Annotated in this window: 26 protein-coding genes and 1 pseudogene; 7 read left to right on the plus strand and 20 right to left on the minus strand. The window is 59.6% G+C overall.

The annotated features are described in order from the left end of the window. The first annotated feature begins 34 nt into the window (after positions 1 to 34). A complete protein-coding gene (locus FHW68_RS12980; protein WP_183680688.1) occupies positions 35 to 988 on the plus strand; it encodes a hypothetical protein in 954 nt (317 codons plus the stop codon). 543 nt (positions 989 to 1,531) lie between these two features. Here the strand turns inward: FHW68_RS12980 and FHW68_RS12985 are convergent. Further along, on the minus strand, positions 1,532 to 1,912 hold the full coding sequence (locus FHW68_RS12985) for a DUF6124 family protein (protein ID WP_183680690.1): 381 nt from the start codon (positions 1,910 to 1,912) through the stop codon (positions 1,532 to 1,534). 588 nt (positions 1,913 to 2,500) lie between these two features. Between FHW68_RS12985 and FHW68_RS12990 the strand changes: the two genes are divergently transcribed. Continuing rightward, positions 2,501 to 2,884, plus strand: coding sequence for an SCP2 sterol-binding domain-containing protein (locus FHW68_RS12990; RefSeq protein ID WP_183680692.1), 384 nt, complete (start codon positions 2,501 to 2,503; stop codon positions 2,882 to 2,884). 285 nt (positions 2,885 to 3,169) lie between these two features. Here FHW68_RS12990 and FHW68_RS12995 read toward each other — a convergent pair whose 3' ends face one another. The 6 genes from FHW68_RS12995 to exbB all read right to left on the minus strand — a co-directional run bounded on the left by FHW68_RS12995 (position 3,170) and on the right by exbB (position 10,082). After that, entirely contained in the window at positions 3,170 to 4,570 is a 1,401-nt protein-coding gene (locus tag FHW68_RS12995) for an aminoacyl-tRNA deacylase and HDOD domain-containing protein (protein ID WP_183680694.1), read from the minus strand. A gap of 78 nt (positions 4,571 to 4,648) precedes the next feature. Then, positions 4,649 to 6,724 (minus strand): ATP-dependent DNA helicase RecG, encoded by a 2,076-nt coding sequence (recG, locus tag FHW68_RS13000; protein ID WP_183680696.1) that lies wholly within the window; start codon positions 6,722 to 6,724, stop codon positions 4,649 to 4,651. A gap of 9 nt (positions 6,725 to 6,733) precedes the next feature. Continuing rightward, the gene (locus FHW68_RS13005; RefSeq protein WP_008073417.1) at positions 6,734 to 7,663 is read right to left on the minus strand and encodes a hydrogen peroxide-inducible genes activator; all 930 of its coding nucleotides are present in this window, start codon (positions 7,661 to 7,663) and stop codon (positions 6,734 to 6,736) included. Between the two features lie 284 nt (positions 7,664 to 7,947). Beyond that, entirely contained in the window at positions 7,948 to 8,694 is a 747-nt protein-coding gene (locus tag FHW68_RS13010) for an energy transducer TonB (RefSeq protein WP_095633626.1), read from the minus strand. Further along, on the minus strand, positions 8,691 to 9,119 hold the full coding sequence (gene exbD, locus FHW68_RS13015) for a TonB system transport protein ExbD (protein WP_007894651.1): 429 nt from the start codon (positions 9,117 to 9,119) through the stop codon (positions 8,691 to 8,693). Before exbD ends, FHW68_RS13010 begins: the two co-directional genes overlap by 4 nt. Before the next feature lie 6 nt (positions 9,120 to 9,125). Then, on the minus strand, positions 9,126 to 10,082 hold the full coding sequence (exbB, locus tag FHW68_RS13020) for a tonB-system energizer ExbB (RefSeq protein WP_095633625.1): 957 nt from the start codon (positions 10,080 to 10,082) through the stop codon (positions 9,126 to 9,128). A 191-nt stretch (positions 10,083 to 10,273) separates the two neighbouring features. Between exbB and FHW68_RS13025 the strand changes: the two genes are divergently transcribed. Beyond that, positions 10,274 to 11,131: an SDR family oxidoreductase gene (locus FHW68_RS13025; protein WP_183680699.1), complete on the plus strand. Its 858-nt coding sequence runs from the start codon at positions 10,274 to 10,276 to the stop codon at positions 11,129 to 11,131. Positions 11,132 to 11,269: 138 nt separating this feature from the next. On the opposite strand, the gene FHW68_RS13030 is transcribed toward FHW68_RS13025, so the two are convergent. The 6 genes from FHW68_RS13030 to FHW68_RS13055 form a co-directional block, all read right to left on the minus strand. Next, positions 11,270 to 12,010 (minus strand): hypothetical protein, encoded by a 741-nt coding sequence (locus tag FHW68_RS13030; RefSeq protein ID WP_095633623.1) that lies wholly within the window; start codon positions 12,008 to 12,010, stop codon positions 11,270 to 11,272. A gap of 57 nt (positions 12,011 to 12,067) precedes the next feature. Next, positions 12,068 to 12,448, minus strand: a complete 381-nt coding sequence (locus tag FHW68_RS13035) for a RidA family protein (protein ID WP_095633622.1) — start codon at positions 12,446 to 12,448, stop codon at positions 12,068 to 12,070. Between the two features lie 24 nt (positions 12,449 to 12,472). Further along, positions 12,473 to 14,578 carry a bifunctional GTP diphosphokinase/guanosine-3',5'-bis pyrophosphate 3'-pyrophosphohydrolase gene (gene spoT / locus FHW68_RS13040; RefSeq protein ID WP_007894658.1) on the minus strand — a complete coding sequence of 702 codons (2,106 nt, stop codon included), beginning with the start codon at positions 14,576 to 14,578 and terminating at the stop codon, positions 12,473 to 12,475. 57 nt (positions 14,579 to 14,635) lie between these two features. Beyond that, on the minus strand, positions 14,636 to 14,899 hold the full coding sequence (gene rpoZ, locus FHW68_RS13045) for a DNA-directed RNA polymerase subunit omega (protein ID WP_003177259.1): 264 nt from the start codon (positions 14,897 to 14,899) through the stop codon (positions 14,636 to 14,638). Positions 14,900 to 15,066: 167 nt separating this feature from the next. After that, complete coding sequence (gene gmk, locus FHW68_RS13050) at positions 15,067 to 15,687, minus strand: guanylate kinase (RefSeq protein WP_095633621.1); 621 nt, start codon at positions 15,685 to 15,687, stop codon at positions 15,067 to 15,069. Between the two features lie 12 nt (positions 15,688 to 15,699). Then, positions 15,700 to 16,563, minus strand: coding sequence for a YicC/YloC family endoribonuclease (locus FHW68_RS13055; protein ID WP_095633620.1), 864 nt, complete (start codon positions 16,561 to 16,563; stop codon positions 15,700 to 15,702). A 269-nt stretch (positions 16,564 to 16,832) separates the two neighbouring features. On the opposite strand from FHW68_RS13055, the gene rph reads away from it, so the two are divergent. Beyond that, positions 16,833 to 17,555, plus strand: coding sequence for a ribonuclease PH (rph, locus tag FHW68_RS13060; RefSeq protein WP_095633619.1), 723 nt, complete (start codon positions 16,833 to 16,835; stop codon positions 17,553 to 17,555). A gap of 29 nt (positions 17,556 to 17,584) precedes the next feature. After that, on the plus strand, positions 17,585 to 17,953 hold the full coding sequence (locus tag FHW68_RS13065; protein ID WP_008073410.1) for a DUF4870 domain-containing protein: 369 nt from the start codon (positions 17,585 to 17,587) through the stop codon (positions 17,951 to 17,953). Positions 17,954 to 18,121: 168 nt separating this feature from the next. On the opposite strand, the gene FHW68_RS13070 is transcribed toward FHW68_RS13065, so the two are convergent. Beyond that, positions 18,122 to 18,901, minus strand: coding sequence for an exodeoxyribonuclease III (locus tag FHW68_RS13070; protein ID WP_007934608.1), 780 nt, complete (start codon positions 18,899 to 18,901; stop codon positions 18,122 to 18,124). Positions 18,902 to 18,982: 81 nt separating this feature from the next. Between FHW68_RS13070 and pyrE the strand changes: the two genes are divergently transcribed. Next, on the plus strand, positions 18,983 to 19,627 hold the full coding sequence (gene pyrE / locus FHW68_RS13075) for an orotate phosphoribosyltransferase (RefSeq protein ID WP_095633618.1): 645 nt from the start codon (positions 18,983 to 18,985) through the stop codon (positions 19,625 to 19,627). 205 nt (positions 19,628 to 19,832) lie between these two features. Here the strand turns inward: pyrE and FHW68_RS13080 are convergent, their stop codons facing one another. The 6 genes and pseudogenes from FHW68_RS13080 to coaBC all read right to left on the minus strand — a co-directional run bounded on the left by FHW68_RS13080 (position 19,833) and on the right by coaBC (position 24,540). Next, positions 19,833 to 20,093, minus strand: a complete 261-nt coding sequence (locus FHW68_RS13080) for a hypothetical protein (RefSeq protein ID WP_183680701.1) — start codon at positions 20,091 to 20,093, stop codon at positions 19,833 to 19,835. Positions 20,094 to 20,280: 187 nt separating this feature from the next. Next, positions 20,281 to 21,186 (minus strand): acetylglutamate kinase, encoded by a 906-nt coding sequence (gene argB / locus FHW68_RS13085; protein ID WP_007894690.1) that lies wholly within the window; start codon positions 21,184 to 21,186, stop codon positions 20,281 to 20,283. 25 nt (positions 21,187 to 21,211) lie between these two features. Continuing rightward, a pseudogene (locus FHW68_RS13090) lies at positions 21,212 to 22,615 on the minus strand (phosphomannomutase/phosphoglucomutase); the annotation flags it as partial. Continuing rightward, positions 22,606 to 22,806, minus strand: a complete 201-nt coding sequence (locus FHW68_RS13095) for a hypothetical protein (RefSeq protein ID WP_095633615.1) — start codon at positions 22,804 to 22,806, stop codon at positions 22,606 to 22,608. The pseudogene FHW68_RS13090 and the gene FHW68_RS13095, both read right to left, overlap by 10 nt. Positions 22,807 to 22,870: 64 nt before the next feature. Next, positions 22,871 to 23,326 (minus strand): dUTP diphosphatase, encoded by a 456-nt coding sequence (dut, locus tag FHW68_RS13100; protein WP_007894692.1) that lies wholly within the window; start codon positions 23,324 to 23,326, stop codon positions 22,871 to 22,873. Between the two features lie 5 nt (positions 23,327 to 23,331). Beyond that, entirely contained in the window at positions 23,332 to 24,540 is a 1,209-nt protein-coding gene (gene coaBC, locus FHW68_RS13105) for a bifunctional phosphopantothenoylcysteine decarboxylase/phosphopantothenate--cysteine ligase CoaBC (RefSeq protein ID WP_095633614.1), read from the minus strand. A gap of 135 nt (positions 24,541 to 24,675) precedes the next feature. Between coaBC and radC the strand changes: the two genes are divergently transcribed. Next, on the plus strand, positions 24,676 to 25,350 hold the full coding sequence (gene radC / locus FHW68_RS13110; RefSeq protein WP_095633613.1) for a RadC family protein: 675 nt from the start codon (positions 24,676 to 24,678) through the stop codon (positions 25,348 to 25,350). Positions 25,351 to 25,390: the final 40 nt, after the last annotated feature.

Genomic DNA, 25,390 nt, shown 5'->3' on the forward strand with positions numbered 1-25,390 from the left:
TAGGCTCTTAAGTTTTATTGCTGCGCTCGGATGCATGGCCGGTTTGTCGGCTCAACCGGCATCGGCAAGTGACCCACAAACCATCGGCGAGCTGCATCCGCCGGTGGTTGCTTCGTTGGGTGATCAAAAGATCACGGTCTTCTTTTTGAAGAACAACCTTAAAGGTCAGGTTGGGGGCGTGCATGTGCCTGATGCTGAAATTTTCTACGCACCCATGAATGCGGTGAAGCCTTCGCTGAATTATGTGTGGAAGGTCGAAGGCGAACAAATTGCCTCGGTGTTCTTCTTCGAGCGCAAATTCCCTGAGCGAGCGGGGAGGTCCATGTTTGTTTTAACAAAGCACAAAGTTTCGCACAGCCATTTCGAAGGTGATTCCTATTCGGTGCTGGAACTGCCGCTCTTCAAGGACGGCGATCACTTATCCTTGCAGTTTTTTCGCGGTGACCCGCCAGACCCCGAGTTGCAGAACTGCCGCGACGGTCTAAATCTGGAAGATGACGTAGAAGTCGAGTGTGCTTACAAGGATGCGGCGAGCATTAAGAAGCGCTTGGCAGACTTGGATGCAAAGATGATTGCGGATTCAAAACTGGGTCAGGGCAACCGTCAGAAGACACTGCAAGCCGATGGTGACGCGGCCAGTGATTCTTGCCCCTCGACCGACTTTTCAACGTTCCTCTCAGCTTTCTCCGAACGCGCAGACGTACAGAAAGCCTTCGTCCAACAACCGCTGAAAATGGTCACGACCGTGGCGGGAGATCCCGAGCCTGAGATGGAAAAGCGCAGCGTCAGCGGTGATCAGATCAAGTTTCCAATCATCCCGGATCGCGTGAAACGAGAGGCCGACGGTCTTGCGTTGACCGTCAAGGAAGAGCGGGGCAACAACGCTACGGCGATCCTGCAGAAGCCGAATACCGATTATGTGTTCGAGTATCAGTTTGTTCGTGGGCAATGTTGGCGGCTTGCAGAGGTCTCGGATTTTTCACTTTAGGCATGTGGTAAGCGCTACTGAGAGCACGTCATCGTTTTCAAAAAAATGAGATCAGAGGGATTTATGAAGAGGTTATTTTTAATGCTGTTGTTGGTGTTGCCGCTGACGGCCCGCAGTGAGATCACAACACAGGTTTCTTGTTTCCGTTCGCTGGAAGGCAAAAACATCAATTTCGAAATTCAGAACCTATTACGACTCGGTCACCCAATGGAGCGGCGCGGGGGTTAGGTATAGCAAGTCGAAGAAGGCCATTTCTCTAGTCCATCGAAGCACCGAGCAAGAAATCCTGGCAGAGGATCGGCCCTATGAATTCACGACAACTTGGGTGGAAGTTTCCGAGGGTGCCCTGACGGGTGAGTATGAGATGGTCAGTCAGGGGGCTCGGATCTCTGGGATGACCTATACGAATTACAAATCCGGGAAGAAGTATTCGTTTGAGCAAGATATCAGTATGGACTCGCCACCCGAGACAGGCTGCCAGTGGTGAGCCAGGGGTCATCAAGAAAGGGGGCTTAACGTCCCCTTTCTCTTTCCGCGATTTCGCTACGTCTTCGCCCGATACTCCGCCGGATTCGGCGAATCAATGTGATCCAGCGCTCGCTCCACCAACAACCGGACCCCATCCGCCAATCTGCTAAGCGCCAAGGCTAAGGAGCGCCGTGTACCGTCCACGTCGTCGGCCAGGTTGGCGGCGATGGCGCTGATGGACAGCAAGTCTTCCGAGGCGTTGGCCAGGAGGGCTTCGGTGTCGATGTCGGGGGAGACGGTGAAGAGCTTGCCTTTGCGCTTGGATTTTTCGTTGGGTGGTGGGGCGAAATGGTGGTCGAGGGCGCGTTCAGCGGCTTCGTGGAGTTTTCTGGAATCGAAGGATTCGTAGGGGGATGTGGCTGGGTTTTCAGGAGGATTCGGTGTTGGCTTGATCATTAAGTGTTACTCCATGATTTAAAGGAGCTGACACCATTTCGCGTGCACTTCGAAAGAGGTGGCAGCTGTGCATAGGTGTGCAAGACCGGTGGAGTCACCCGGCAGACCCGGAGGTCTCCCATACACAGCTGCCATAACGATTCGCGAGCATAGGAAAACGCTCGATGAATTGCCATAACCGAATGTGTACTCCACCGGACTTGCACGTCCGAGTCACCGATTTTGCGGTGACGAACAGAGGTTATCGATGAGGGACCAAGCTGCCTAGTTCATGGACAGCCCGGCGTTTTGAAGGAAATGTCCGATAAGTTTGAGGGCATCAAGATCAGAAGATCGCAGCCTTCGGCAGCTCCTACAGAATGTGTTTCTTCAGGTGTAGGGCGGGTGTTGGGTGTGACGCGGAGCGTCATGGGATGCGTTCCTACGCGGGAGCGTGGGAACGATCAGGGTTGAGGCGGTAAAGCGTGACTTGGCGGTCATCATGCTGGAAAAGCGGTTCATCTTCTTCTAACGCAAGCCGAGAGTGGCGTTCTGGCCTGAAGCCGCTACACTGCGCCGGCCGTTCACTTTTCTCTTGAGGCTGTGCGCATGAAATTTCGTTTTCTTCTGTGGATGCTGGGTTTGTTGATGGGTAAGGCCAGTCGGACTAATCCTGCGTTTCAGCAGCAGTTGGGTGACAAGGCATTGGTGTTTCAGCTACAGACCCTGGACGGGAAAGTGGCGCGGCATTTCTTTGTGAAGGATCAGCGCATTACCAGCAAGTCGGGCGTGTATGCCGAGCCGGCGTTTGCGATTGCGTTCAAGGATGCGGCGTATGGCTTTGCGACGATGCAGGCGAAGAACAAGCAGTTGGCGTTTATGACCGGGATTCAGGACAAGTCGATTCAGATCAAGGGCAACCCGGCGTTGGTGATGTGGTTTCAGGGGTTGACCAAGTATTTGAAGCCGAAGAAGGCCAAGCCGAAGGCATAAGTCTTTCAGGTAGCTCGCGGGATTTTCGAGAGCTAGCCAGCCTCTTCAGCCATCCGACTCAGAAGCCTCGCGGGCGTCGAGTGGCTGTGCGGCCTCTAAGTCGCTGAGCGGATTAAAACTCATGCGCTATGTTTCTGCGCACGTTTCTCCTGAAGGTAGCGCCCTTGCAGCGCCAGGATCGCAGGTTTGAGGTGATCAGATAAATCGCGGTGGATTCTTCGCGGGCAAGCCTCGCTCCTACAGGGTTTTGGTGATCTGTAGGAGTGTGGCTTGCCCGCGATGTTTTCAGGCCTGGCTGAATTGCGAAGCCAGTTCGCGCAGCAGCACTTCTGCTTCCAGAACCTTGCTGACCACGTCGTTGGCTTTGTCGCGGGTCAGGCCGACGCGCTCCAGCAGGACGTCGGGGATGTCTTCATCCGGCCCAGACCCAATCCCGCGACTACGCAGCAGGCGTACGGCCAGGCAGACGAGGTTCGGGTATTCGGCGTAGTCGCCGTCGTAGCTTGGGTCGTGCTGGAAGCGCAGGGCGGTGGCCAGTTCGTCGGGCATGTCCCAGAAGCGCATCAGCCATGCGCCGATCTGTTCGCGGCTGATGCCCAGCAGGTGTTGTTCCACGTAGCTGTGGCACAGGTGCGGATTGACTTCCAGGTGGCGGCAGATCAGCGAGAAATGCGGCGGGAACACATGGGCCAGCAGCAAGTAACCGAAGTTGTGCAGCAGGCCGGCGAGGTAGGTCAGGCCGGCTTCCGGGCGCTGGGCGCGGGGCATGGCGCGGGTCAGGCCTTCGATGACGGCGGCGGTGTAGATCGATTGCTGCCAGTACGGCGTGGTGTGTTGCGGATGGTCTTTGGGCAGGCTCAGGGTTTTGCCCAGGGCCAGGCCCAACGCCAGGTTGATCACCAAGTCGAAACCCAGCACCCGGACGATGGCGTCTTCCACTGAGCGAATCTTGCCCGGCGAGGCGTAGTACGGTGACGCTGCCCAGCTGACGACTTGTGCGGCCAGGGCCGGGTCGGTTTCCACCACGCCGGTGATGTCGTCGATGGTGGCGTTGGGGTCAACGCGCAGTTTGATGATTTTCTGCGCGGTTTCGGCCAGCGGCGGAATCTCGATGGTTTCTTCCAGGCGCTGCTGGATGCGTCGTGCGGTGAACGCTTGCACGGCTTGGGTGATTTCCTCGCGGTCATCGTCGGGGCGGTCGAGGTTGGGGCGGATGCGGTTCACGGCTTCGCCGAAATTGCCGGCGCTGGCCTTGGTGAGCATGGTTTTGAAAGCGTCGCTGGAGATTTCCAGCAGTACGCCCGGCTCGCCCGAGTTGATCAGCAACGTCGGTTCACGCAGCAGGCTTTCTTCATACAGGCACGGCGAACTGGTGAGCGCCGGCAGGCCGGGCAGCAGGCTCAGGCTGTGTTTGCCGAGCATTTTTACCAGACGGTCGGTGGATACGGCGGTCAATCGGCGGCCGGTAAGTTCGGCGAGGCGGTTGAGGTCCAGCAGTTGGCTCTGGGGGAATAGCACCATGAGCGCGCCGACGGCATCGTTCAGCAGAACCGCTTGTACTTTACGCGCGGCGTTCAGGCCATGATGGTCGAGGACTTCTTCGTAGGCGATGCCCAGCTTGCCGAGCAGCAGCCGAATAACAGACGGAGCGTGCGGGGTTTCGGGGGCGAGGGCAGCTTCTGTCATGGTCTGTATCCGTTTGCAAACAATTGCAGGAGTATAACCAGCTTGTTTAACGCCAGGGTCCAGAAACTGCGACAGTGCTCACACTTGGCCGTATTGCTGCCCGTGGCGTAGCCAGCGGTCGAGCAACGGGCTGACGTGATCGGGCCAACGTTCCAGCAGCGCCTGAGCGGCGTCGCGTACGGCAGGCAGTAAATCGGCGTCGCGCATCAGGTCGGCGACCTTGAATTGCAGCAGACCGGTCTGGCGCGTACCGAGCATTTCGCCGGGGCCGCGCAGTTCGAGGTCTTTTTCGGCGATGACAAAACCGTCGTTGGTTTCGCGCATGATGCCCAGGCGCTGACGGCCGATCTGCGACAGCGGCGGATGATAGAGCAGCACGCAATGACTGACGGCGCTGCCCCGGCCGACACGGCCGCGCAATTGGTGCAGTTGCGCGAGGCCGAGGCGTTCGGGGTTTTCGATGATCATCAGGCTCGCGTTGGGCACGTCGACGCCGACTTCGATCACGGTGGTGGCGACCAGCAGTTGCAAGTTGCCGATTTTGAACTCGGCCATCACCGCGGCCTTCTCGGCAGGCTTCATGCGGCCGTGGATCAAACCGACTTTCAACTCGCCAAGGGCGGCGGTGAGGTCTTCAAAAGTGGTTTCGGCGGCCTGGCAGGTCAGCTCTTCCGACTCTTCGATCAGTGTGCACACCCAATAAGCCTGACGCCCTTCGGCACAGGCGCCGCGCACGCGCTCGATCACTTCGACGCGACGGGTGTCGGTGACCAGCACCGTGTTCACGGGCGTACGACCGGGAGGCAGTTCGTCGAGGATCGAGGTGTCGAGGTCGGCGTAGGCGCTCATGGCCAGCGTCCGGGGGATCGGCGTGGCGGTCATGATCAACTGGTGCGGACACATCCGCCCGCCGACGCCTTTCTGCCGCAATGCCAGACGCTGCTGCACGCCGAAGCGGTGTTGTTCGTCGATGATCGCCAGCGCCAGGTTCTTGAATTGCACCTCGTCCTGAAACAGCGCGTGGGTGCCGACCACCATTGGCGTGCCGTTGGCTATTTGCTCCAGCGCGGCGACGCGGTTTTTGCCTTTGAGCTTGCCAGCCAGCCACGCGACTTCAATGCCCAGCGGTTCGAGCCAGCGCTTGAAGGTAATGAAATGCTGCTCGGCGAGAATTTCTGTGGGCGCCATCAGTGCGACTTGGTAACCGGCTTCCAGCGCCTGCAGTGCGGCGAGGGCCGCGACCACGGTTTTGCCGGCGCCGACGTCGCCCTGAATCAGCCGTAGCATCGGCTCGTGGTGACTGAGGTCGTAAGCGATTTCGTTGCCGACCCGTTGCTGGGCGCCGGTCGGTGTGAAACCGAGGTTGGCCAAATACTGAGCAGGCAGCTTCGTGGCTTTTGGCATCGCCGGCGCGCGCAGGGCACGCATGCTTTCGCGCAGGCGCTGCTGGGACAGTTGATGGGTCAACAACTCTTCGAACGCCAAGCGGTGTTGGGCCCAGTGATGACCGAGGGCGAGTTCGTCGACATCGGCATCGGCGGGCGGGTGATGCAGGTAACGGATCGCATCGGCCAGCGGCGCCAGTTGATAGTCCCGAGCCAGTTCGGTCGGCAGCCAGTCGGGCAGGCTGCTGGGGCCGAGCAAGGTCAGGGTTTGCATGCATAACTGGCGCAAACGCTGTTGGGTCAGGCCTTCGGTGAGCGGGTAGACCGGGGTCAGGGTTTCATCCACCGGCGGCGGCTCGTCGCCCGTGATGGCGCGGTATTCCGGATGGTAGATCTCCAGTCCCGAGGCGCCGGGCCGCGCTTCGCCATAGCAGCGAATGCGCGTGCCGCGTTTGAGGCCTTCTTTCTGGGCGTTGCTGAAATGATAAAAGCGCAGGCTGAGCCCGCCGGTGCCGTCCTGCAGGCGGACAACCAGGCTGCGGCGTCGGCCCATGACCACGTCGGCACCGCTGACGGTGCCTTCGATCACGGCATCTTGCCCAGGTCGCAAATGGCCGATCGGGACCACGCGGGTGCGGTCCTGATAACGCAGCGGCAGGTGGAACAGCACGTCCTGGAGGTTTTCCAGGCCGACCTTGGCCAGTTTCTCGGCCATGGCTTCGCCGACACCCTTGAGTGCCGTCACCGACACTTGCGACAACTCGGTCATGGCTGTGACTTAACCGGCCACCACCGGCGCTGGCGGCTTGGCCACCGAGCACAGGCGAATGGAGTCGGCGAGAATTTCTATCGCCTTCGGCCGCGGAAAGCTCGCACGCCAGGCGATGGCCACGGTGCGAAACGGCACGGGCGCGCTCAATGGGCGCACTTCGATCACGCCGGGAGCGTAGTGGTGACTGTCCACCGCCGACAGCGGCAGGATCGAAATGCCCAGGCCGGAGGCGACCATGTGGCGAATGGTTTCCAGCGAGCTGGATTCCACCGTGGTGTGTTTGGCGCCATCGTTGCCTTTGGTCAAGGTCGGGCAGGCTTCCAGCACTTGATCGCGGAAGCAGTGGCCTTCGCCTAGCAGCAGCAGGCTCTTGTCGTTGAGCAGGGCCGCGTCGATGGACTCTTTTTGCGTCCACGCATGCTGGGCCGGCATCAGCACGTAGAACGGCTCGTCGTAGAGCTGCAAGGTCAGCACGTCGGCTTCGTTGAACGGCAGGGCGATGATGATCGCGTCGAGCTCGCCATTGCGCAGTTTGTCGCGCAGCACGTGGGTGAAGTTTTCTTCGATGTACAACGGCATCTGCGGGGCGACCCGGTGCAGTTGTGGAATCAGGTGCGGGAACAGGTACGGGCCGACGGTATAGATTGCGCCGACTTTCAGCGGCGCGGTCAGCTGGTTCTTGCCGGCTTGGGCCAATTCGCGGATGCCTTGGGCCTGCTCCAGGACTTTCTGCGCCTGGGCGACAATACCTTCGCCGACTGGAGTCAGGCGCACGGCGCTCTTGCTGCGCTCGAAAATCAGCACACCGAGTTCGTCTTCGAGCTTTTTCACGCCCACCGACAGGGTTGGCTGGCTGACGTGGCAACGCTCGGCCGCGTGGCCGAAGTGCTGCTCTTGGGCGAGGGTTACGATGTAGCGTAATTCTGTGAGAGTCATAGCAGGCGTCCATGAAGTTGCGAGCCAAGCATACCGGCTGCAATCGATAGACGCACGTTATCAGACTGAGTGTGCTGAGTGACACTGGGCAATGCGGATTTGCCGTTGCCAGATATGCAAAAGGCACCTTTCGGTGCCTTTTTAGCAATCGCGGATCTTTCTGAAAAGGGATGTACTTGTGGGAGCGGGCTTGCCCGCGATGAGGCCATCACATCCAACCTCTTAGTTGGCTGTTACATCGCTATCGCCGGCAAGCCCGCTCCCACAGGGTCTTGTATTGCGTTTTAGCGTCGGCGTTCCAGCGAGTAAACAAACGGTGCAACGATTTCGATGGAGCCGTTATTCAGCATGTCAGCCGGTGGCTTGGGCAGCGGTTGGGCGCGGCGGATCATTTCCAGGGTAGCCCGGTCCAGATCGGCGTTGCCGGAGCGGCTCACCAGTTCGAACGACAACACGTTACCTTCAGCATCCACCACGAAGCGCAGACGGTTCAAACCTTCTTTGCCCCGCGCCTGTGCACTGGCCGGGTACTTTTTGTACTTGGCCAAGTGCGCGAGCAGGGTGCCTTGCCAGCTGGCTTTGGCCGCTTGCTGCGCCGGTGATGGACCAGGCGCTGGCTGAGCGGATTTCTCCGTCGGTGCCTGGGTCGGTTGCGCGTCGCTCGGTTTCTCCTCGGAGGGTTTCTCCTTTGGCGGCTCCGGCTTTTTCTCCACAGGCTTGGGCGGTTGAGGCTTGGGCTTGGGTTTGACCTGTTTCGGCACGGCGATTTCGGCCTTCGGTGCTTCAGCCAGTTTCGGCAGCGGCAATTCTTCCACCGGGGCCGGTGGCTGTGGCGGCGTGATCACTTTCGGCGGTGCGGGCGGTGGCGGGGCCGGAACCGGCGCCAGCTCGACCATCATCGCTTGCGGCGGCAGCTGGATCGGCGGGCGCGACGTCCAGTTCAGCGCCAGCGCAATGGCCAGCGCATGAACGCCCAGCACCACGGCCAGGCTCCCGCTGTAACGCGTCAGCTTTTGGCGCGTGTTGATCATTTCTTGGCTGCCGTCTCGAGTCCGACCAGGCCGACCTTCAGGTAGCCGGCGGCGCGCAGGGCGTCCATCACGCTCATCAGGTCGCCGTAGTCCACGCCTTTGTCGGCCTGGAAGAAGATCGTCGTGTCTTTCTTGCCTTGGGTCTTGGCGTCGAGTGTGGCGCCCAGGGTTTCGGCCTTCACCTCATCTTCGCCAAGGAACAGGCGCTGGTCAGCCTTCACGCTGAGAAACACCGGTTTCTCTGGCCGCGGCGCCGGTTTGGCGGTGGAGGCGGGCAGGTCGACCTTGATGTCTACGGTGGCCAACGGCGCGGCCACCATGAAGATGATCAACAGCACCAGCATCACGTCGATGAACGGCGTGACGTTGATTTCGTGGTTCTCGGCCAGATCGTCGTCTGCGCCTTCTTTCAAATGCAGGCCCATGGCCGATTACCCCACTTTCACCATGTGCGGTTGCGAGCTGCGCTGCTCGGTCGGCAGGTGGTCGAGATCACGGCTGACCAGGAGCAGTACTTCTGCCGAGGCGTCGGACACTTGTGCCTTGTAACCGGCGATGGAGCGGGCGAAGACGTTGTAGATGACCACCGCAGGAATCGCGGCAACCAGGCCCAGCGCAGTTGCTAGCAGGGCTTCGGCGATGCCGGGCGCCACGACGGCGAGGTTGGTGGTCTGGGTTTTGGCGATGCCGATGAAGCTGTTCATGATGCCCCACACGGTACCGAACAGACCGACGAACGGCGCGGTGGAACCGATGGTGGCGAGGACGCCGGTGCCGCTGCTCATGTTGCGACCGCAGGCAGCGACGAGGCGCTCCAGACGAAAGCTCACGCGTTCCTTGATGCCTTCTTTCTCGCGGCTGTTGGCCGACAGGCGCATTTCTTCCAGTGCATCATGGACCAGCAGGTGGGCGAGGGTGCCTTCCTTGCCTGCCGTTGCGCTGGCTTCTTTAAGGGTGGTGGCTTTTTTCAGGTGGGTGATTTCAGTGCGCAGACGACGCTTGGCGCCCATCAGCTCGAAGCCCTTGGCGATCCAGATGGTCCAGGTGATGATCGAGGCAATGGCCAGGCCGATCATCACGATTTTCACAATGATGTCGGCGTTCTGGTACATGCCCCATGGCGACAAGTCATGGGCCATGCCCAGCGTGTTGTCGGCTTCGAGGACTTCCGGCATGTCAGTGGCGTCCACGGCCTGGACCGGATCGGTCGCGGCAGGTGCCACAGCAGGCGCGGCGGGTGTTTGAGCGGCAGCAGGCTGGGTGGCCGGCGCTTGTGCATCGGCGAAGGCGGCGGTCGGTGCCAGCATCAGGCTGAGCAGCAGGGCGGCAACCGCGCTCCAGGCGCGAGGTCGTTTGGTTGGCGAAGCGGGGAATTGATTGGGTGTCATGCTGGCCGGACCTGAAAGGAAAAAAACGGTAAATGTTCTTCCAGGCCTCGTGAGGCCGAGAACAAAAGTGGTGGGCATTATTGCAAGTAATTCTTGTTAACAAAAGTAATAGAGTATCTTTTTTTTCCTTCATTGCTAGCCCCAGGTCCCTTGCCGGCGCTAGTCTGTGACTTTCCGATGGGAGTTTTCTGATGTCCGCGCCTTCTGTTTTGATCGCCGGCTGCGGTGATGTCGGCAGTCGTCTGGCTACGCAATTGCTGGCTTGCGGGTGGGAGGTTCACGGCTTGCGGCGTGATGTCTCACGTCTGCCACAGGGCGTGATCGGCGTTGCCGGCGACTTGTTCAATAAAGACTGCCCGGCGACCTGGCCAATCGGTGCGGTGGATTACCTGGTGTATTGCGCGGCGGCCACCGATCACGATGAGGCGGGTTACCGCGCCGCTTATGTGCAGGGTTTGCAGCACGTGCTGGAATGGCTGGGCGACTATGGGCAAGTACCCGATCGACTGCTGTTCGTTTCCAGCAGCAGTGTTTACGGCCAGCAGAACGGTGAGTGGATCGATGAGACTTCGCCGACGGTGGCGGGCGGCTATTCGGGTCGTTTGATGCTCGAAGCCGAGCAGGTGGCGCTCGATAGCGGCATCCCGGCCAGCATCGTGCGCCTGACCGGCATATATGGTCCGGGCCGCGAGTGGCTGCTGACCCAGGTCCGTCGCGGCTATCGCGTGGCCATCGATCCTCCGTTATATGCCAACCGCATTCACGTCGATGACGCGGCGGGGTTGCTGGCATTCCTGCTTGAGGCGGATCGGCGTGGGGTGGCGCTGGATGATTGTTACATCGGCGTCGATGATGCGCCCGCGCCATTGGCTGAAGTAGTGGGTTGGTTGCGTGAGTATCTGGGCGTGACCGAATGGGCCGAGGATGCGAGTGTACGTCGTGCCGGCAGCAAGCGCTGCAGCAATGTTCGGGCGAAGGCGTTGGGCTGGAAGCCGAAATATCCGAGTTTCCGCGAAGGGTACGCCGCGATCCTCGAAGGCCGCTGCTGAAATCCAGTTACACACAACAACTGTGGGAGCGGGCTTGCCCGCGATGAGGCCATAACATTCAACATCCAGGTTGACTGTTACACCGCCATCGCGGGCAAGCCCGCTCCCACAGGGTTATCTGTTGGCTTCAGATTCGGGTTACTGTTTCTCCAGCAGCCACTTGCGATCACCCTGGGTGAACTGCGGCATCTCGTCCGCCAGTGCGGTATTCACGGTCTGGAAAATCTCCAGTTCGTTGCCCTTGCGCGCAAAGATCCAGGTGTTGCCCTGGCCGTTAACCTGCAGCCAGATATTGTCGTTGCCGCCGCTCATTGATGCGCAATCGCCCGCCAGGCACAGAGCATAACGATCGGCACCGGGCAGGCCGGCGACCTGGCCATCGGCCTGGAATTTCACGGTGTTGCCTTCGCCGGGGCCGCTGACGATTTTCCAGCTGCCGCCCATGTAAGCCGAATACAGTGCCCGCTCGAAACTCGCGCCAATCGGTGCGCCTTCGGGTACCGGGACCGATGCACGGTCGAAGACTTGCTCCGGCTCGTTGTCGTTGGCGGCCTGGCTCAGTTGCTTGCCGTCACGCTTCAGCTCGCTGGCGGAGCTGCCATAAAAGTCGACTTTCCAGGCGCCGGACTCCTCGCCCAGCAACTTGCCTTCGACGTTTTCAAAACCATTGGTGTAGCGGGCCTGACCGGCTCGGGTGTTGATGTCCCACTCCAGGTTCGGACCATAGGCCTGGAGCGCTTCGCGCAGGGGGCCGCCCTTGGATGCAGCATCGATCGCCGACTGATTGATCCAGGTGCCGCTGATATCACGATCGGCAGGATCGCTGGCACAACCGCCCAAGAGAAGGGCGACCAGCGAGAGAGCTAGCGCTTGGCGCATGGTGGAATCCTTTCAAAGCAAGATCGGCGCAGCCTTTAACGGACTGCGCCGGACACATTACTCGATGACCAGAATGGCATCCATTTCAACCTGCGAACCCTTTGGCAGGGCGGCTACGCCGATGGCGGCGCGGGCTGGGTAAGGTTGCTCGAAGTACTTGCCCATGATCTCGTTGACCTTGGCGAAGTGGCTCAGGTCGGTGAGGAAGATGTTCAGTTTGACGATGTCCTTGAACGAACCACCGGCCGCTTCAGCCACGGCTTTGAGGTTCTCGAACACCTGGACGGTCTGGGCCTCGAAGCCTTCAACCAGTTCCATGGTTTTTGGGTCCAGAGGAATCTGACCCGACATGTAAACGGTGTTACCAGCCTTGATCGCCTGGGAATAAGTACCGATGGCGGCCGGGGCCTTGTCGCTGTTGATAACGGTCTTGGTCATGTATGACTCCTTGTAAGGGATGGGCTACGCGCGCATGCGGGTGATGCGGATGACCCCGGTCAGGGCGCGCAGTTTCTTGATCACGCGGGCCAGGTGCACGCGGTCGTGCACGCTGACCACCAGTTGGACCACGCTGATACGACCGTCGCGTTCGTCCATGCTGATTTTTTCGATATTGCCGTCGGCCGCGTTGACGCTGCTGGCCAGCAGGGCGATCAGGCCGCGCTGGTGTTCCAGTTCGACACGCAGCTCGACATTGAATTCGCCGGTGACATCCTTGGCCCACGAGAGCTGGATGCATTTTTCCGGGTTGTGACGGATCTCGCTGATGTTACGGCAATTGTCCAGGTGCACCACCATGCCTTTGCCCGCGGACAGATGGCCGACAATCGGGTCGCCCGGAATCGGCGTGCAGCACTTGGCGTAACTGAGCACCAGACCTTCGGTGCCACGAATCGCCAGCGGGCCTTCCGGGCTCGGCAGTTGTTCACCTTCGCCAAGCAGGCGACGGGCGACCACGTAAGCCATGCGATTGCCCAGGCCAATGTCTTCGAGCAGGTCTTCGATCAGTTCGAGGCGGTATTCGTGGAGCATCAACTGCACGCGTTCGGCCGGGATTTTTTCCAGGGAACTGTCGAAACCGTTGAGTACCTTATTCAGCAGGCGTTCGCCGAGGCTGATCGACTCGGAACGGCGCTGCAGTTTCAACGCATGACGGATGTGGGTTCGCGCCTTGCCAGTAACCACAAAATTAAGCCATGCCGGATTCGGCCGCGCGCCGGGGGCGCTGACGATCTCGACCGTGGAGCCGCTTTGCAGCGGTTCGGACAGCGGTGCGAGACGACGATTGATCCGGCAGGCAATGCAGCTGTTGCCCACGTCGGTGTGCACTGCATAAGCGAAGTCGACCGCCGTGGAGCCTTTGGGCAGCTCCATGATTCGGCCTTTGGGCGTGAATACGTAGACCTCGTCCGGGAACAGGTCGATCTTCACGCTCTCGATGAATTCCAGCGAGTTGCCGGCCCGTTGCTGCATTTCCAGCACGCCTTTGACCCACTGGCGGGCACGGGCGTGAGTGCCTTTGGGCTGCTCGTCGCCGCTGGATTTGTACAGCCAATGGGCGGCGATGCCGTTGTTGGCCATCTCTTCCATTTCGCGGGTGCGGATCTGGATTTCGATCGGTACGCCATGCATGCCGAACAGCGTGGTGTGCAGCGACTGGTAGCCGTTGGCCTTGGGGATCGCGATGTAATCCTTGAAGCGCCCCGGCAACGGTTTGTACAAATTGTGCACGGCACCCAGCACGCGGTAGCAGGTATCGACCTTGTCGACGATGATCCGGAACGCGTACACGTCCATGATTTCGTTGAAGGCCCGACGCTTGCCGCGCATTTTCTTGTAGATGCCGTAGAGGTGTTTCTGACGACCGCTGACCTCGCCCTGGATGCCATCGATGGCCAGGCAGTGGCTGAGGGACTCTTCGATCTTGTTGACGATTTCCTTGCGGTTGCCCCGGGCGCGTTTGACCGCCTGGTTGATCCGCGCGGAACGCATCGGGTGCATGGCTTTGAAACCGAGGTCTTCGAACTCTATGCGAATGGCGTGCATGCCCAGCCGGTTGGCGATGGGCGCATAGATTTCCAGGGTTTCCTTGGCGATCCGCCGGCGCTTTTCGCCGGACAGTACTTCCAGGGTGCGCATGTTATGCAGGCGGTCGGCCAGCTTGACCAGGATCACGCGAATATCGCGCGCCATGGCCATGGCCATTTTCTGGAAGTTTTCGGCCTGGGCTTCGGCCTTGGTCTCGAAGTTCATCTGGGTCAGTTTGCTGACCCCGTCGACCAGTTCGGCCACGGTTTCGCCGAACTGCGCTTGCAGCGCTTCCTTGGCAATACCGGTGTCTTCGATCACGTCATGCAGCATGGCCGCCATCAGGCTCTGATGGTCCATGTGCATGTCGGCAAGAATATTCGCCACTGCAAGAGGATGCGTGACGTACGCCTCACCGCTACGGCGGCGTTGGCCATCGTGGGCTTGTTCGGCGTAGAAGTACGCTCGGCGGACCAGATTGACCTGGTCCTTGCCGAGGTAGGTCGATAAGCGATCGGCGAGGGCGTCTATGCTCGGCATGATGATTCCTGCCGTTCGTTGTGACTCCGCGCCGTGCTACGTCGACCGGGCATGGCCTTATACTGCCTCGTTGGACTCGTCCTCGAACGCTGCGAACAGCGGTTCGTCTTCGACGATTTCAGCGTTGGCGATGAACTCGTAGCTCATCAGGCCTTCAGCGATTTCACGCAGTGCTACAACAGTAGGCTTGTCGTTTTCCCACTGAACCAGGGGCTCTTTGCCGCCGGTGGCCAGTTGACGGGCACGCTTGGTAGAGAGCATGACCAGCTCAAAGCGGTTTTCCACGTGTTCTAGGCAGTCTTCAACGGTTACGCGGGCCATGGTATTCCTCGGAGCGAATGCAATATGCGCGCTGCCCGGTTGGGCGAGCGGACTCAACAGTTTAAAAAATCACCAGCGATTAGGGAAGCGCTGATTTTTTGACCAGGCCCTTCAACGCGCTATAAGTGCCAATGTAAAGCCCTTGCAGCGCTTTTGGGAAGGGCTGTTTAGTCGAGCAGTTCAGCCAATAATTTACCGTGGCGCTGCTGCTGACGCTTTTGATGCAGTTGATTGGCGCGGAAAATCGCCTGCAAATCGCGCAGCGCGTGGGCGAAATCGTCGTTGATGATCAGGTAGTCGTAGTCGACGTAGTGGCTCATTTCGCTGACAGCTTCACGCATCCGGCCTTCGATGACCTCGTTGCTGTCCTGGCCGCGATTGTTCAGGCGCTGACGCAAGGCTTCCAGGGACGGCGGCAGAATGAAGATCGAACGGGCCTGGGGCATCAACTTGCGCACTTGTTCTGCGCCCTGCCAGTCGATTTCCAGAATCAGGTCGTGGCCTTCATCCAGGGTCTGCTGCAGGTGGCTTTGTGAGGTGCCATAGAGATTGCCGAACACTTCGGCGCGCTCGAGGAAGTCCCCGTGCTCGATCATCTTCACGAACTCGCTGCGTTCGACGAAGTGGTAGTTCACGCCGTTCACTTCACCGGGGCGCATGGCGCGGGTGGTGTGGGAGACCGAGACACGGATGTCCTGGTCAGCGTCGGTCAGGGCTTTGACCAGACTGCTCTTGCCCGCGCCCGAAGGGGCGGAAATGATGTACAGGGTGCCGGTGCTGTGGGTCATGTCGGGTTTGCCTTACTCAATATTCTGCACTTGTTCGCGCATCTGCTCGATCAACACTTTGAGGTTGACCGCTGCCTGGGTGCTGCGCGGGTCGAAGGCTTTGGAGCCCAGTGTGTTGGCTTCGCGGTTGAGTTCCTGCATCAGGAAGTCCAGGCGCCGGCCGGCAGCGCCGCCGGACTTGAGCACCCGGCGAACTTCAATGATGTGAGTGCTCAGGCGATCCAGTTCTTCGGCGACGTCGCTCTTTTGCGCGAGCATGACCATTTCCTGCTCCAGTCGCTGCGGGTCGAGGTCGGCCTTCATGTCGGTGAAGCGGTCGAGGACTTTCTGGCGCTGGGTGGCGAGCATCAGCGGCACCAGCTCACGCAGGATCACCACATCCCCTTCAATAGAGGTCAGGCGTTCGTCGATCAATCGCGCCAGCTCAGTGCCTTCGCGCTCGCGTCCGGCCTTGAGCTCTTTCAGGCCCTGATGAAACAGCGCCAGGGCTTCGGCATTCAGCGCTTGCGGGTCGGCGGCGTCGGCCACCAATACGCCGGGCCAGGCCAGGACTTCCAGCGGGTTCAGCGCAGCGGGGTTCTTGATCAGACTGGCGACTGTCTCGGCGGCAGCGACCAGTTGCGCAGCGCGTTCACGGTCCACTTGCAGCGGTTTGCCGGTACTTTCTTCGGTAAAGCGCAGGGTGCATTCGAGCTTGCCCCGGGACAGTCCCTGGCGCAGGGCTTCGCGGACTGCGCCTTCGAGGTCACGGAAAGATTCCGGCAGGCGCAGGTGGGGTTCCAGGTAGCGGCTGTTGACCGAGCGCAATTCCCAGCTCAGGGTGCCCTGGGCGCCGGCTTTTTCGACGCGGGCGAAGGCGGTCATGCTGTGCACCATGGAAGTACCTCGCAATGCAGGTCGGCGCATAACCCATGGTTTCGCGGACCCGCTATCTGTGAATTAAAGCCGACAGGCAGCAAAGGCGCAGGATTGTAGCGCAGTGGGGCGGATGCGCCCAAACACACGCTGTGACAAAGAGCTGCAGGCCGTCGGCTAAGCTCTATTCAGGGGCTTCAATCGTCGGGCGTTTTTTTTAGAAGTGCCCAGCGGCGGCCCACGGCTCTATAATGCTCGGCAGTTTTCCGTCCTCCGTACAGGTAATCCCTATGAAACGTCCAAGTGGTCGCGCTGCCGATCAGCTCCGCTCGATCCGCATTACCCGCAACTACACCAAACACGCCGAGGGATCTGTACTGGTCGAGTTCGGTGATACCAAAGTCATCTGCACCGTCAGTGTCGAAAACGGCGTGCCGCGTTTCCTCAAAGGCCAGGGCCAAGGCTGGTTGACTGCCGAATACGGCATGCTGCCGCGCGCCACCGGCGAGCGTAACCAGCGTGAAGCGAGCCGCGGCAAGCAAGGCGGCCGTACGCTGGAGATCCAGCGTTTGATCGGCCGCTCCCTGCGCGCTGCGCTGGACATGTCCAAACTGGGCGACGTCACCCTGTATGTCGACTGCGACGTGATCCAGGCTGACGGCGGCACCCGCACCGCGTCCATCACCGGTGCGATGGTTGCATTGATCGACGCCCTGAAAGTGATCAAGAAGCGCGGCGGCCTCAAAGGTGGCGACCCGCTCAAGCAAATGATCGCTGCCGTTTCGGTGGGCATGTACCAGGGCGAGCCTGTACTTGACCTCGACTACCTGGAAGATTCCGCTGCCGAAACTGACCTCAATGTGGTGATGACCAGCACTGGCGGCTTTATCGAAGTTCAAGGCACTGCCGAAGGCGCGCCGTTCCAGCCGGAAGAATTGAACGCAATGCTGGCACTGGCGAAAAAAGGCATGATCGAGATCTTCGAACTGCAGAAGGCTGCACTGGCCGACTGATCGGACCCGCTCCACGCAAGGAGGACGCCATGAGTGACGAGCAACTGCCGCTACCCACACCGAGCCGAGAGGTTCGTCAGTGGGCGATGTTTTGTCACCTGTCCGCCTTGCTGGGGATCTGGCTGCCGTTCGGTACGCTGATCGGGCCGCTGATTCTCTGGCAGATGAAGCGCGAGTCCGACCCGTTCATCGATGCACAAGGCAAGGAGGCGTTGAACTTTCAGATCACCGTCGCCATTGCTTCCGCCATCTGCTTCCTGCTGATGGTGGTGATCGTCGGGTTCTTCCTGTTTGGTCTGGTCGCGATTGGTGCGCTGGTGCTGACGATCATTGCGGGCGTGAAAGCCAATGAAGGGTTCCCTTACCGGTATCCATTCACCTGGCGCCTGATCAAGTAAGCGCCGCAATCCTCTGTAGGAGCGAGGCTTGCCCGCGAAGAGGCCAGCACATCCAGCATATATACTGGCTGTTAAATCGCTTTCGCGGGCAAGCCTCGCTCCTACAGGAATCAAGCGCACAAAAAAGCCGACAGTGAAGTCGGCTTTTTTGCATCTGCGAAAAGACGCTTAGATTGTCAGCGTCCAGTCGTAGTCCACGATCAGCGGTGCGTGCTGCGAGAACCGTGGCTGACGTGGCAGGCGTGCGCTGCGTACAAAGCGGCGCAGGCCCGGGGTCAGCAACTGGTAGTCGAAACGCCAGCCCAGATTGAGCATCTCGGCCTGTTCGTTGTCCGGCCACCAGCTGTACTGGTCGCCTTCACGGCTGACTTCACGCAGGGCATCGACATAACCCATGTTGCCGACAATCTCGTCCATCCAGGCACGTTCAGGTGCCAGGAAGCCCGGAGATTGCTGGCTGTCGCGCCAGTTCTTGATATCCAGCTTCTGTTGCGCCACGTACAGCGAGCCACAATAAATGTACTCGCGACGTTTGCGTCGCTGTTTATCCAGATAACGGGCGAAGTCGTCCATTAGCTTGAACTTCTGGTTCAAATCTTCATCGCCGTTCTGCCCCGAAGGGAGCAGCAAGGTCGCGATGCTGACCTTGTCGAAATCGGCTTGCAGGTAACGCCCGTAGCGGTCGGCTGTCTCGAAGCCGAGACCGCTGATGACTGCCTTCGGTTGCAACCGCGAGTACAAAGCTACGCCACCTTGGGCGGGAACTTCGGCTTCGCAGGCATAAAGGAAGTAGCCATCCAGTTGGAAGGCTGGATCGTCCAGTTCAAAGGCGGAGGCGCGGGTGTCCTGCAGGCAGATGACGTCAGCATTCTGTGCTTGCAGCCAACTGAGCAAACCACGCTCGACTGCAGCCTGAATACCATTGACGTTCACACTGATGATCCGCATAAGTGGCCCCAAAAATCGCGTGCGGGTATGATACACGGCGTCTACCTAATTAGCTAAATCCGTGGTATTTGGGGTTTTTTCATGCAAGCGTATCAGCGCGACTTCATTCGTTTTGCCATTGATCGTGGCGTTTTGCGCTTCGGTGAGTTCACCCTGAAGTCCGGACGCACCAGTCCTTACTTCTTCAATGCCGGCCTGTTCAACTCGGGTTCTGCCCTGGCGCAGCTGGGCCGTTTCTATGCGGCAGCCATCGTCGAGAGCGGAATTTCGTTCGACGTGCTGTTTGGCCCGGCCTACAAAGGCATCCCATTGGCGGCGACTACCGCCGTCGCGTTGGCCGAACATCATGGCCGTGATCTGCCATGGTGCTTCAACCGCAAGGAAGCCAAGGCCCACGGCGAAGGCGGCAGTCTGGTCGGCGCGCCATTGACCGGCGATGTGCTGATCATCGACGACGTGATCACCGCAGGCACCGCTATTCGGGAAGTGATGCAGATCATTGCCTCCCAGGAGGGCGCCAAGGCTGCCGGCGTGCTGATCGCCCTCAACCGTCAGGAACGAGGCAACGGCGAGTTGTCGGCCATCCAGGAAGTGGAGCGTGACTTCGGTATCCCGGTGATCAGCATTGTTTCGCTGAATCAGGTGCTCGAGTTCCTGGCAGATGACCCGCAGCTCAAGCAACACCTGCCAGCAGTTGAAGCCTACCGCGCCCAATTTGGCGTGTAATCGCATCTTTTGTGGGCGGCAAGCGCTCGCCCACAGGGATGACAGGCAAAAAAAGACCCCGCTCAGCCAGTCTGAGCGGGGTCTTTTGTTGTCAGTGCAATCTTCGCCATTTCCCTCTCAGTTGAATGCCGATTCCTTTTGTTTCGGGCCAAAGTGCCTGGACGTCGATCGTTGAAAGGCCGCGTGGTGGCTTGGTCCTCCAGAATTATTCTTTGCTGGTGGTGCTGAGCGTCTCGGCCTTTTTGATCCCGGCGGGTTTATCCGTTTTTTGCGGGTACGGATCAGCAACGGCATCGCCCTGGCCGGTCAGGATTTTCCAGCCATGGCGGGTGTGTGCGGTTTTGCGGATCTGCGGGCAGGGCGGCATCGAGGTCTTGGCTTGATTCGAGTATTCATGGCCGCAATCGACGCAGGCATAGGTGCCAGGTGAAACATCGCTGCCGTATGGAACATAGTCTTTTTGCATGAGTAGATCTCCTGTGGCTCAGGGAAGATCCTATGCAGATTGGTTACTTCGCGATGTCAGACGTTTCGCTTAGTCAGGTCAGGCATTTCCTGCGCGCATAAAAAAGATCGCAGACTTCGTCTGCTCCTACGGAATATTCGTACATCCATAGGAGTTGCCGAAGGCTGCGATCTTTTTAAGGTTTGAATCAGTGACGCTTGCGATTGCTGATCAAGGTGCCCACACCGGTATCGGTGAAGATTTCCAGCAGAATCGCGTTTGGCACCCGGCCATCGATGATCAACGAGCTGCCCACACCGCCTTGTACCGCTTCCAGCGCGCAACGGATCTTCGGCAGCATGCCGCCGTAGATCGTGCCGTCGGCGATCAGGTCATCGACCTGTTGGGTCGTCAGGCCGGTCAGAACCGTGCCCGATTTGTCCATCAGGCCGGCGATGTTGGTCAGCAGCATCAGCTTTTCAGCTTTCAGCGCTTCGGCCACTTTACCGGCCACCAGGTCAGCGTTGATGTTGTACGACTCGCCGTTGGCGCCGACACCGATTGGCGCGATCACCGGAATGAAGTCGCCTTTGACCAGCAGGTTCAACAGGTCGGTGTTGATTCCGACCACTTCACCAACGTGGCCGATGTCGATGATCTCCGGCTGGGTCATTTCCGGTGTCTGACGGGTGACAGTGAGCTTTTTCGCGCGAATCAGCTCGGCATCTTTACCGGTCAGGCCAATGGCGCTGCCGCCATGACGGTTGATCAGGTTGACGATGTCTTTGTTGACCTGGCCGCCAAGGACCATTTCCACCACGTCCATGGTTTGCGCGTCAGTCACGCGCATACCATCGATGAAGTGGCTCTCGATCGACAGGCGCTTGAGCAGGTCGCCGATTTGCGGACCGCCACCGTGAACTACCACCGGATTGATGCCCACGGCTTTCATCAGCACGATATCGCGGGCGAAGCCGGTTTTCAGCTCCTCGCTTTCCATCGCGTTGCCGCCGTATTTGATCACCAGCGTCTTGCCGACATAGCGGCGAATGTAAGGCAGCGCTTCGGACAGGACCTTGGCGGTGTTGGCGGCGGCTTCGCGTTCGAGGGTCATTCAGGGCTCCGGGTGCATCAATAGATCAAAACGGTAATTGGAGATCAGGTGCAACGCGCTTCAGCTGGGCGTGGAACACATCCTTGATGCGCTGCAGTTCAGCCTCGTCATCGGCCTCGAAGCGCAGCACCAGCACCGGTGTGGTGTTGGAGGCGCGAACCAGGCCCCAGCCTTTGGCGTAGTCGACTCGCACGCCGTCAATGGTGGTCAGGTCGGCGCCTTCGCCCCACTGCGCATCGTGCAGAGCATCAATGATGCTGAATTTGCTCTCTTCGGTCACATGGATATTGATCTCTGGCGTAGAAATATCGTTCGGGAAGGTGGCGAACAGCTCTTCCGCGGTGGATTTTTCCTTGCTGAGGATCTCCAGCAGCCGTGCAGCGGCATAAATGCCATCATCGAAACCGAACCAGCGCTCCTTGAAGAAGATGTGCCCGCTCATTTCGCCTGCCAACAGGGCGCCGGACTGTTTCATTTTCTTTTTGATCAGCGAGTGACCGGTTTTCCACATCAGCGGCCGACCGCCATATTCCTTGATCAGCGGGATCAGGCGGCGGGTGCATTTGACGTCGAAGATGATTTCCGCATTCGGGTTGCGCGCCACGACGTCGCGGGCGAACAGCATCAACAGGCGATCAGGGAAGACAATGCTGCCGGTGTTGGTCACGACGCCCACACGGTCGCCGTCGCCATCGAAAGCCAGGCCCAGGTCGGCGTTGGTTTCCTTGACCTTGGCGATCAGGTCGACGAGGTTTTCAGGTTTGCCCGGGTCCGGGTGGTGGTTCGGGAAATTGCCGTCGACTTCACAGAACAACGGGATGACGTCGCAGTTCAGGGCTTCGATCAGCTGCGGGGCGATTACACCGGCCGCGCCGTTACCGCAATCGACCACCACTTTCAGGCGGCGTGCGAGTTTGATGTCCTGGACGATTTCCGTGTTGTAACGGTCGAGGATCTCGACCTGGGTGATGCTGCCCTTGCCGCTGCTCAGATTGTTGGTCTTGAGGCGTTCGTGCAGGGCCTGGATCTGTTCATTGGCCAGCGTGTCGCCAGCAATGACGATCTTGAAGCCGTTGTAGTTCGACGGGTTGTGGCTGCCGGTGAGCATCACGCCGGATTTGCCGGCCAATACGTTGGCGGCATAGTACAGCGCGGGGGTTGGCACCAGGCCGACGTCGCTGACGTGGCAGCCGCTGTCGGCCAGGCCCTGGATCAGTTGTTCCACCAGCTCCGGGCCGGACAGGCGACCGTCACGGCCGACGGATACGTTGGGTTCGTTCTGGGCCAGGCTCTGGGAGCCGATGGCGCGACCAAGCCAATAAGCGGTTTCAGCGTTCAAGAATTCCGGGACGGTGCCACGAATGTCGTAGGCGCGGAAAATGCTGTCGGGGAACGTGGGTGCGACTTGGGCTTGGGTGCTCATTTCTGGAAATGCTCCATCTCTAAAGTGGTTGGACAAGCCTGCGAAAAGCGCGTGGGCTGGCTCAAACTGAAGGGTATGACGGCGTTTTCGGCAGAGAGTTCGTGGTGCGAAAAGGCCATGCCATCAGCATTGGCAAGCAATTGGCCGGCCAATGCCTTGATTTCCAGTGGTAAACCTTCCAGATGACGTCTTTGCAATTTTCATCCTTAAAATGCAGAGGGCATTCAGGCCGGGCAGGGTTCCCGGCCTGAATGCCGATGGTCAATGGCTGCCCGAGTGTCCGAAACCGCCGGTGCCGCGCTGGGTTTCGACAAATTCTTCGACCATTTCAAAATGCGCTTGAACGACCGGTACCAGCACCAATTGTGCCAGGCGTTCGCCTACCACCATGTTGAAATCGGTCTGGCCACGGTTCCAGCACGACACCATCAGCGGGCCCTGGTAATCGGAGTCGATCAGGCCGACCAGATTGCCCAGCACGATACCGTGCTTATGGCCAAGGCCGGAGCGCGGCAGGATCAGCGCGGCCAAACCTGGATCGCCAATGTAGACAGACAAGCCTGTCGGAATCAGCAGGGTTTCGCCGGGCTTGATAACGGTGTCTTTTTCCAGCATGGCGCGCAGGTCGAGGCCGGCGGAGCCTGGCGTGGCGTACTGCGGCAGCGGGAATTCAGTACCGATGCGAGGATCGAGGATCTTGGCTTGCAAAGCGTGCATGTAAATTAAACCTGGTTCAGACGTTCGGCGATAAAGGTGATCAGCTGGCGAGCGATTTTGCTCTTGCTGGTCTGGGCGAAGAGTGTGGCGTGCAGCTCACGGTCGATCACGCTGCAGGCGTTTTCTTCGCTGTTGAAGCCAATACTCGGGTTCGCGACGTCATTGGCGACGATCAGATCGAGGTTCTTGTCTTTCAACTTGCGGGCAGCGTAATCGAGCAAATGTTCGGTTTCGGCGGCGAAACCGACACTGAACGGGCGGTCAGGACGGGTGGCGATGGTGGCCAGGATGTCCGGGTTGCGCACCATCTGTAGCAACAAGCCGTCGCCGTTCGTAGGATCTTTCTTGAGTTTCTGTGGGGCGACGACTTCCGGGCGGTAGTCCGCGACCGCAGCCGAGGCGATGAACAGGTCGCAAGGTATCGACGCTTCACAGGCGGCGAGCATGTCGCGGGCACTGACCACGTCGATACGCGTGACGCGATCCGGGGTCGGCAGGTGCACGGGACCGGTGATCAAGGTTACACGGGCGCCGGCTTCTACCGCGGCTTCGGCCAGGGCAAAGCCCATTTTGCCGGAGCTGTGGTTGGTGATGTAGCGCACCGGGTCGATGTTTTCCTGGGTCGGGCCGGCGGTGATCAACACGTGCTTGCCGGTCAGCGCCTGGCGCTGGAAGCACTCAGCCGCGCACTGGGCGAGGTCGGTGGCTTCGAGCATGCGGCCCATGCCGACGTCGCCGCAGGCCTGGCTGCCAGAGGCCGGACCGAAGACTTTGAAGTTGCGGCTTTCGAGGGTTTGCAGATTGGCTTGGGTTGCTGGGTCGCGCCACATGGCCTGGTTCATCGCCGGAGCAACGGCCACCACCGCGTCGGTGGCCAGCACCAGCGTGGTCAGCAGGTCGTCGGCGATGCCCTGGGCCAGCCGGGCAATCAGGTCCGCGGTGGCGGGGGCGATCAGTACCAGATCGGCCCATTTGGCCAGCTCGATGTGGCCCATCGCGGCTTCGGCCGCAGGGTCCAGCAAATCGAGATGGACCGGATGCCCGGACAAGGCCTGCATGGTCAGCGGGGTAATGAATTCGCTGCCGCCACGGGTCATGACCACGCGTACTTCGGCGCCCTGGTCGATCAGGCGGCGAACCAGCTCGGCGCTCTTGTAGGCAGCAATACCGCCGCCGACGCCCAGAACGATGCGTTTCCGATACAGCCGCTGCATAGGTCTGCCTTTCATTTCGTTGATGACTGCGTTGCGATACCCCCTCCCCAGGAGTGAAATCGCCCGCAAAAAAGATGGGCTACGATATCACAGCGACCGCTACGGAACAGCGGCGCCCACAGACATGGAGGTGTTATGAGCATTCGCGATTGGCCGGCGGCCGAGCGGCCGCGGGAGAGGTTACTGGAATTAGGCCCGACGAGTCTTTCCGACGCCGAACTGTTGGCGATTTTTTTGCGTACCGGTGTATCCGGCAAGAGTGCGGTAGACCTGGCACGACACTTGTTGAGTCAGTTTGGCGGCCTGCGCTCGCTACTGGAGGCTGATCAAAAAACATTCAGCAAACAATTAGGGCTCGGACCCGCGAAATTCGCTCAATTGCAGGCCGTCCAGGAAATGGGCAGACGGCATTTGGCTGAACGCTCGCGCTACAAGTCGGCGCTGGAAAATCCGCAGGTTGTCCGTGATTACCTGAAGTCGATGCTCCGTCATGAGCTCCACGAGGTGTTTGGCTGCCTGTTTCTGGATTCCAAACACCGGGTATTAGCATTCGAAGCGCTGTTCCGCGGCTCCATCGACAACACCAGCGTCTATCCACGGCAGGTGGTCAAACGCGCCCTGGCCCATAACGCCGCGGCGCTGATCCTGTGCCACAACCATCCGTCGGGTAATCCCGACCCCAGTCAGGCAGACCGAATGCTGACCAAGCGCCTGCAAGAGGCGCTGGACCTGATCGATGTGCGGGTGCTCGATCATTTCATCGTCGGTGACGGCGATCCGCTGTCCATGGCCGAGTATGGGTGGATGTAAGGGAAGCAGCGGTAAGCTTCGAGTTTCAAGCGGCAAGCCA

Origin of the sequence: Pseudomonas sp. Tn43 (assembly GCF_014192635.1) — a bacterium.
GTDB lineage: Bacteria > Pseudomonadota > Gammaproteobacteria > Pseudomonadales > Pseudomonadaceae > Aquipseudomonas.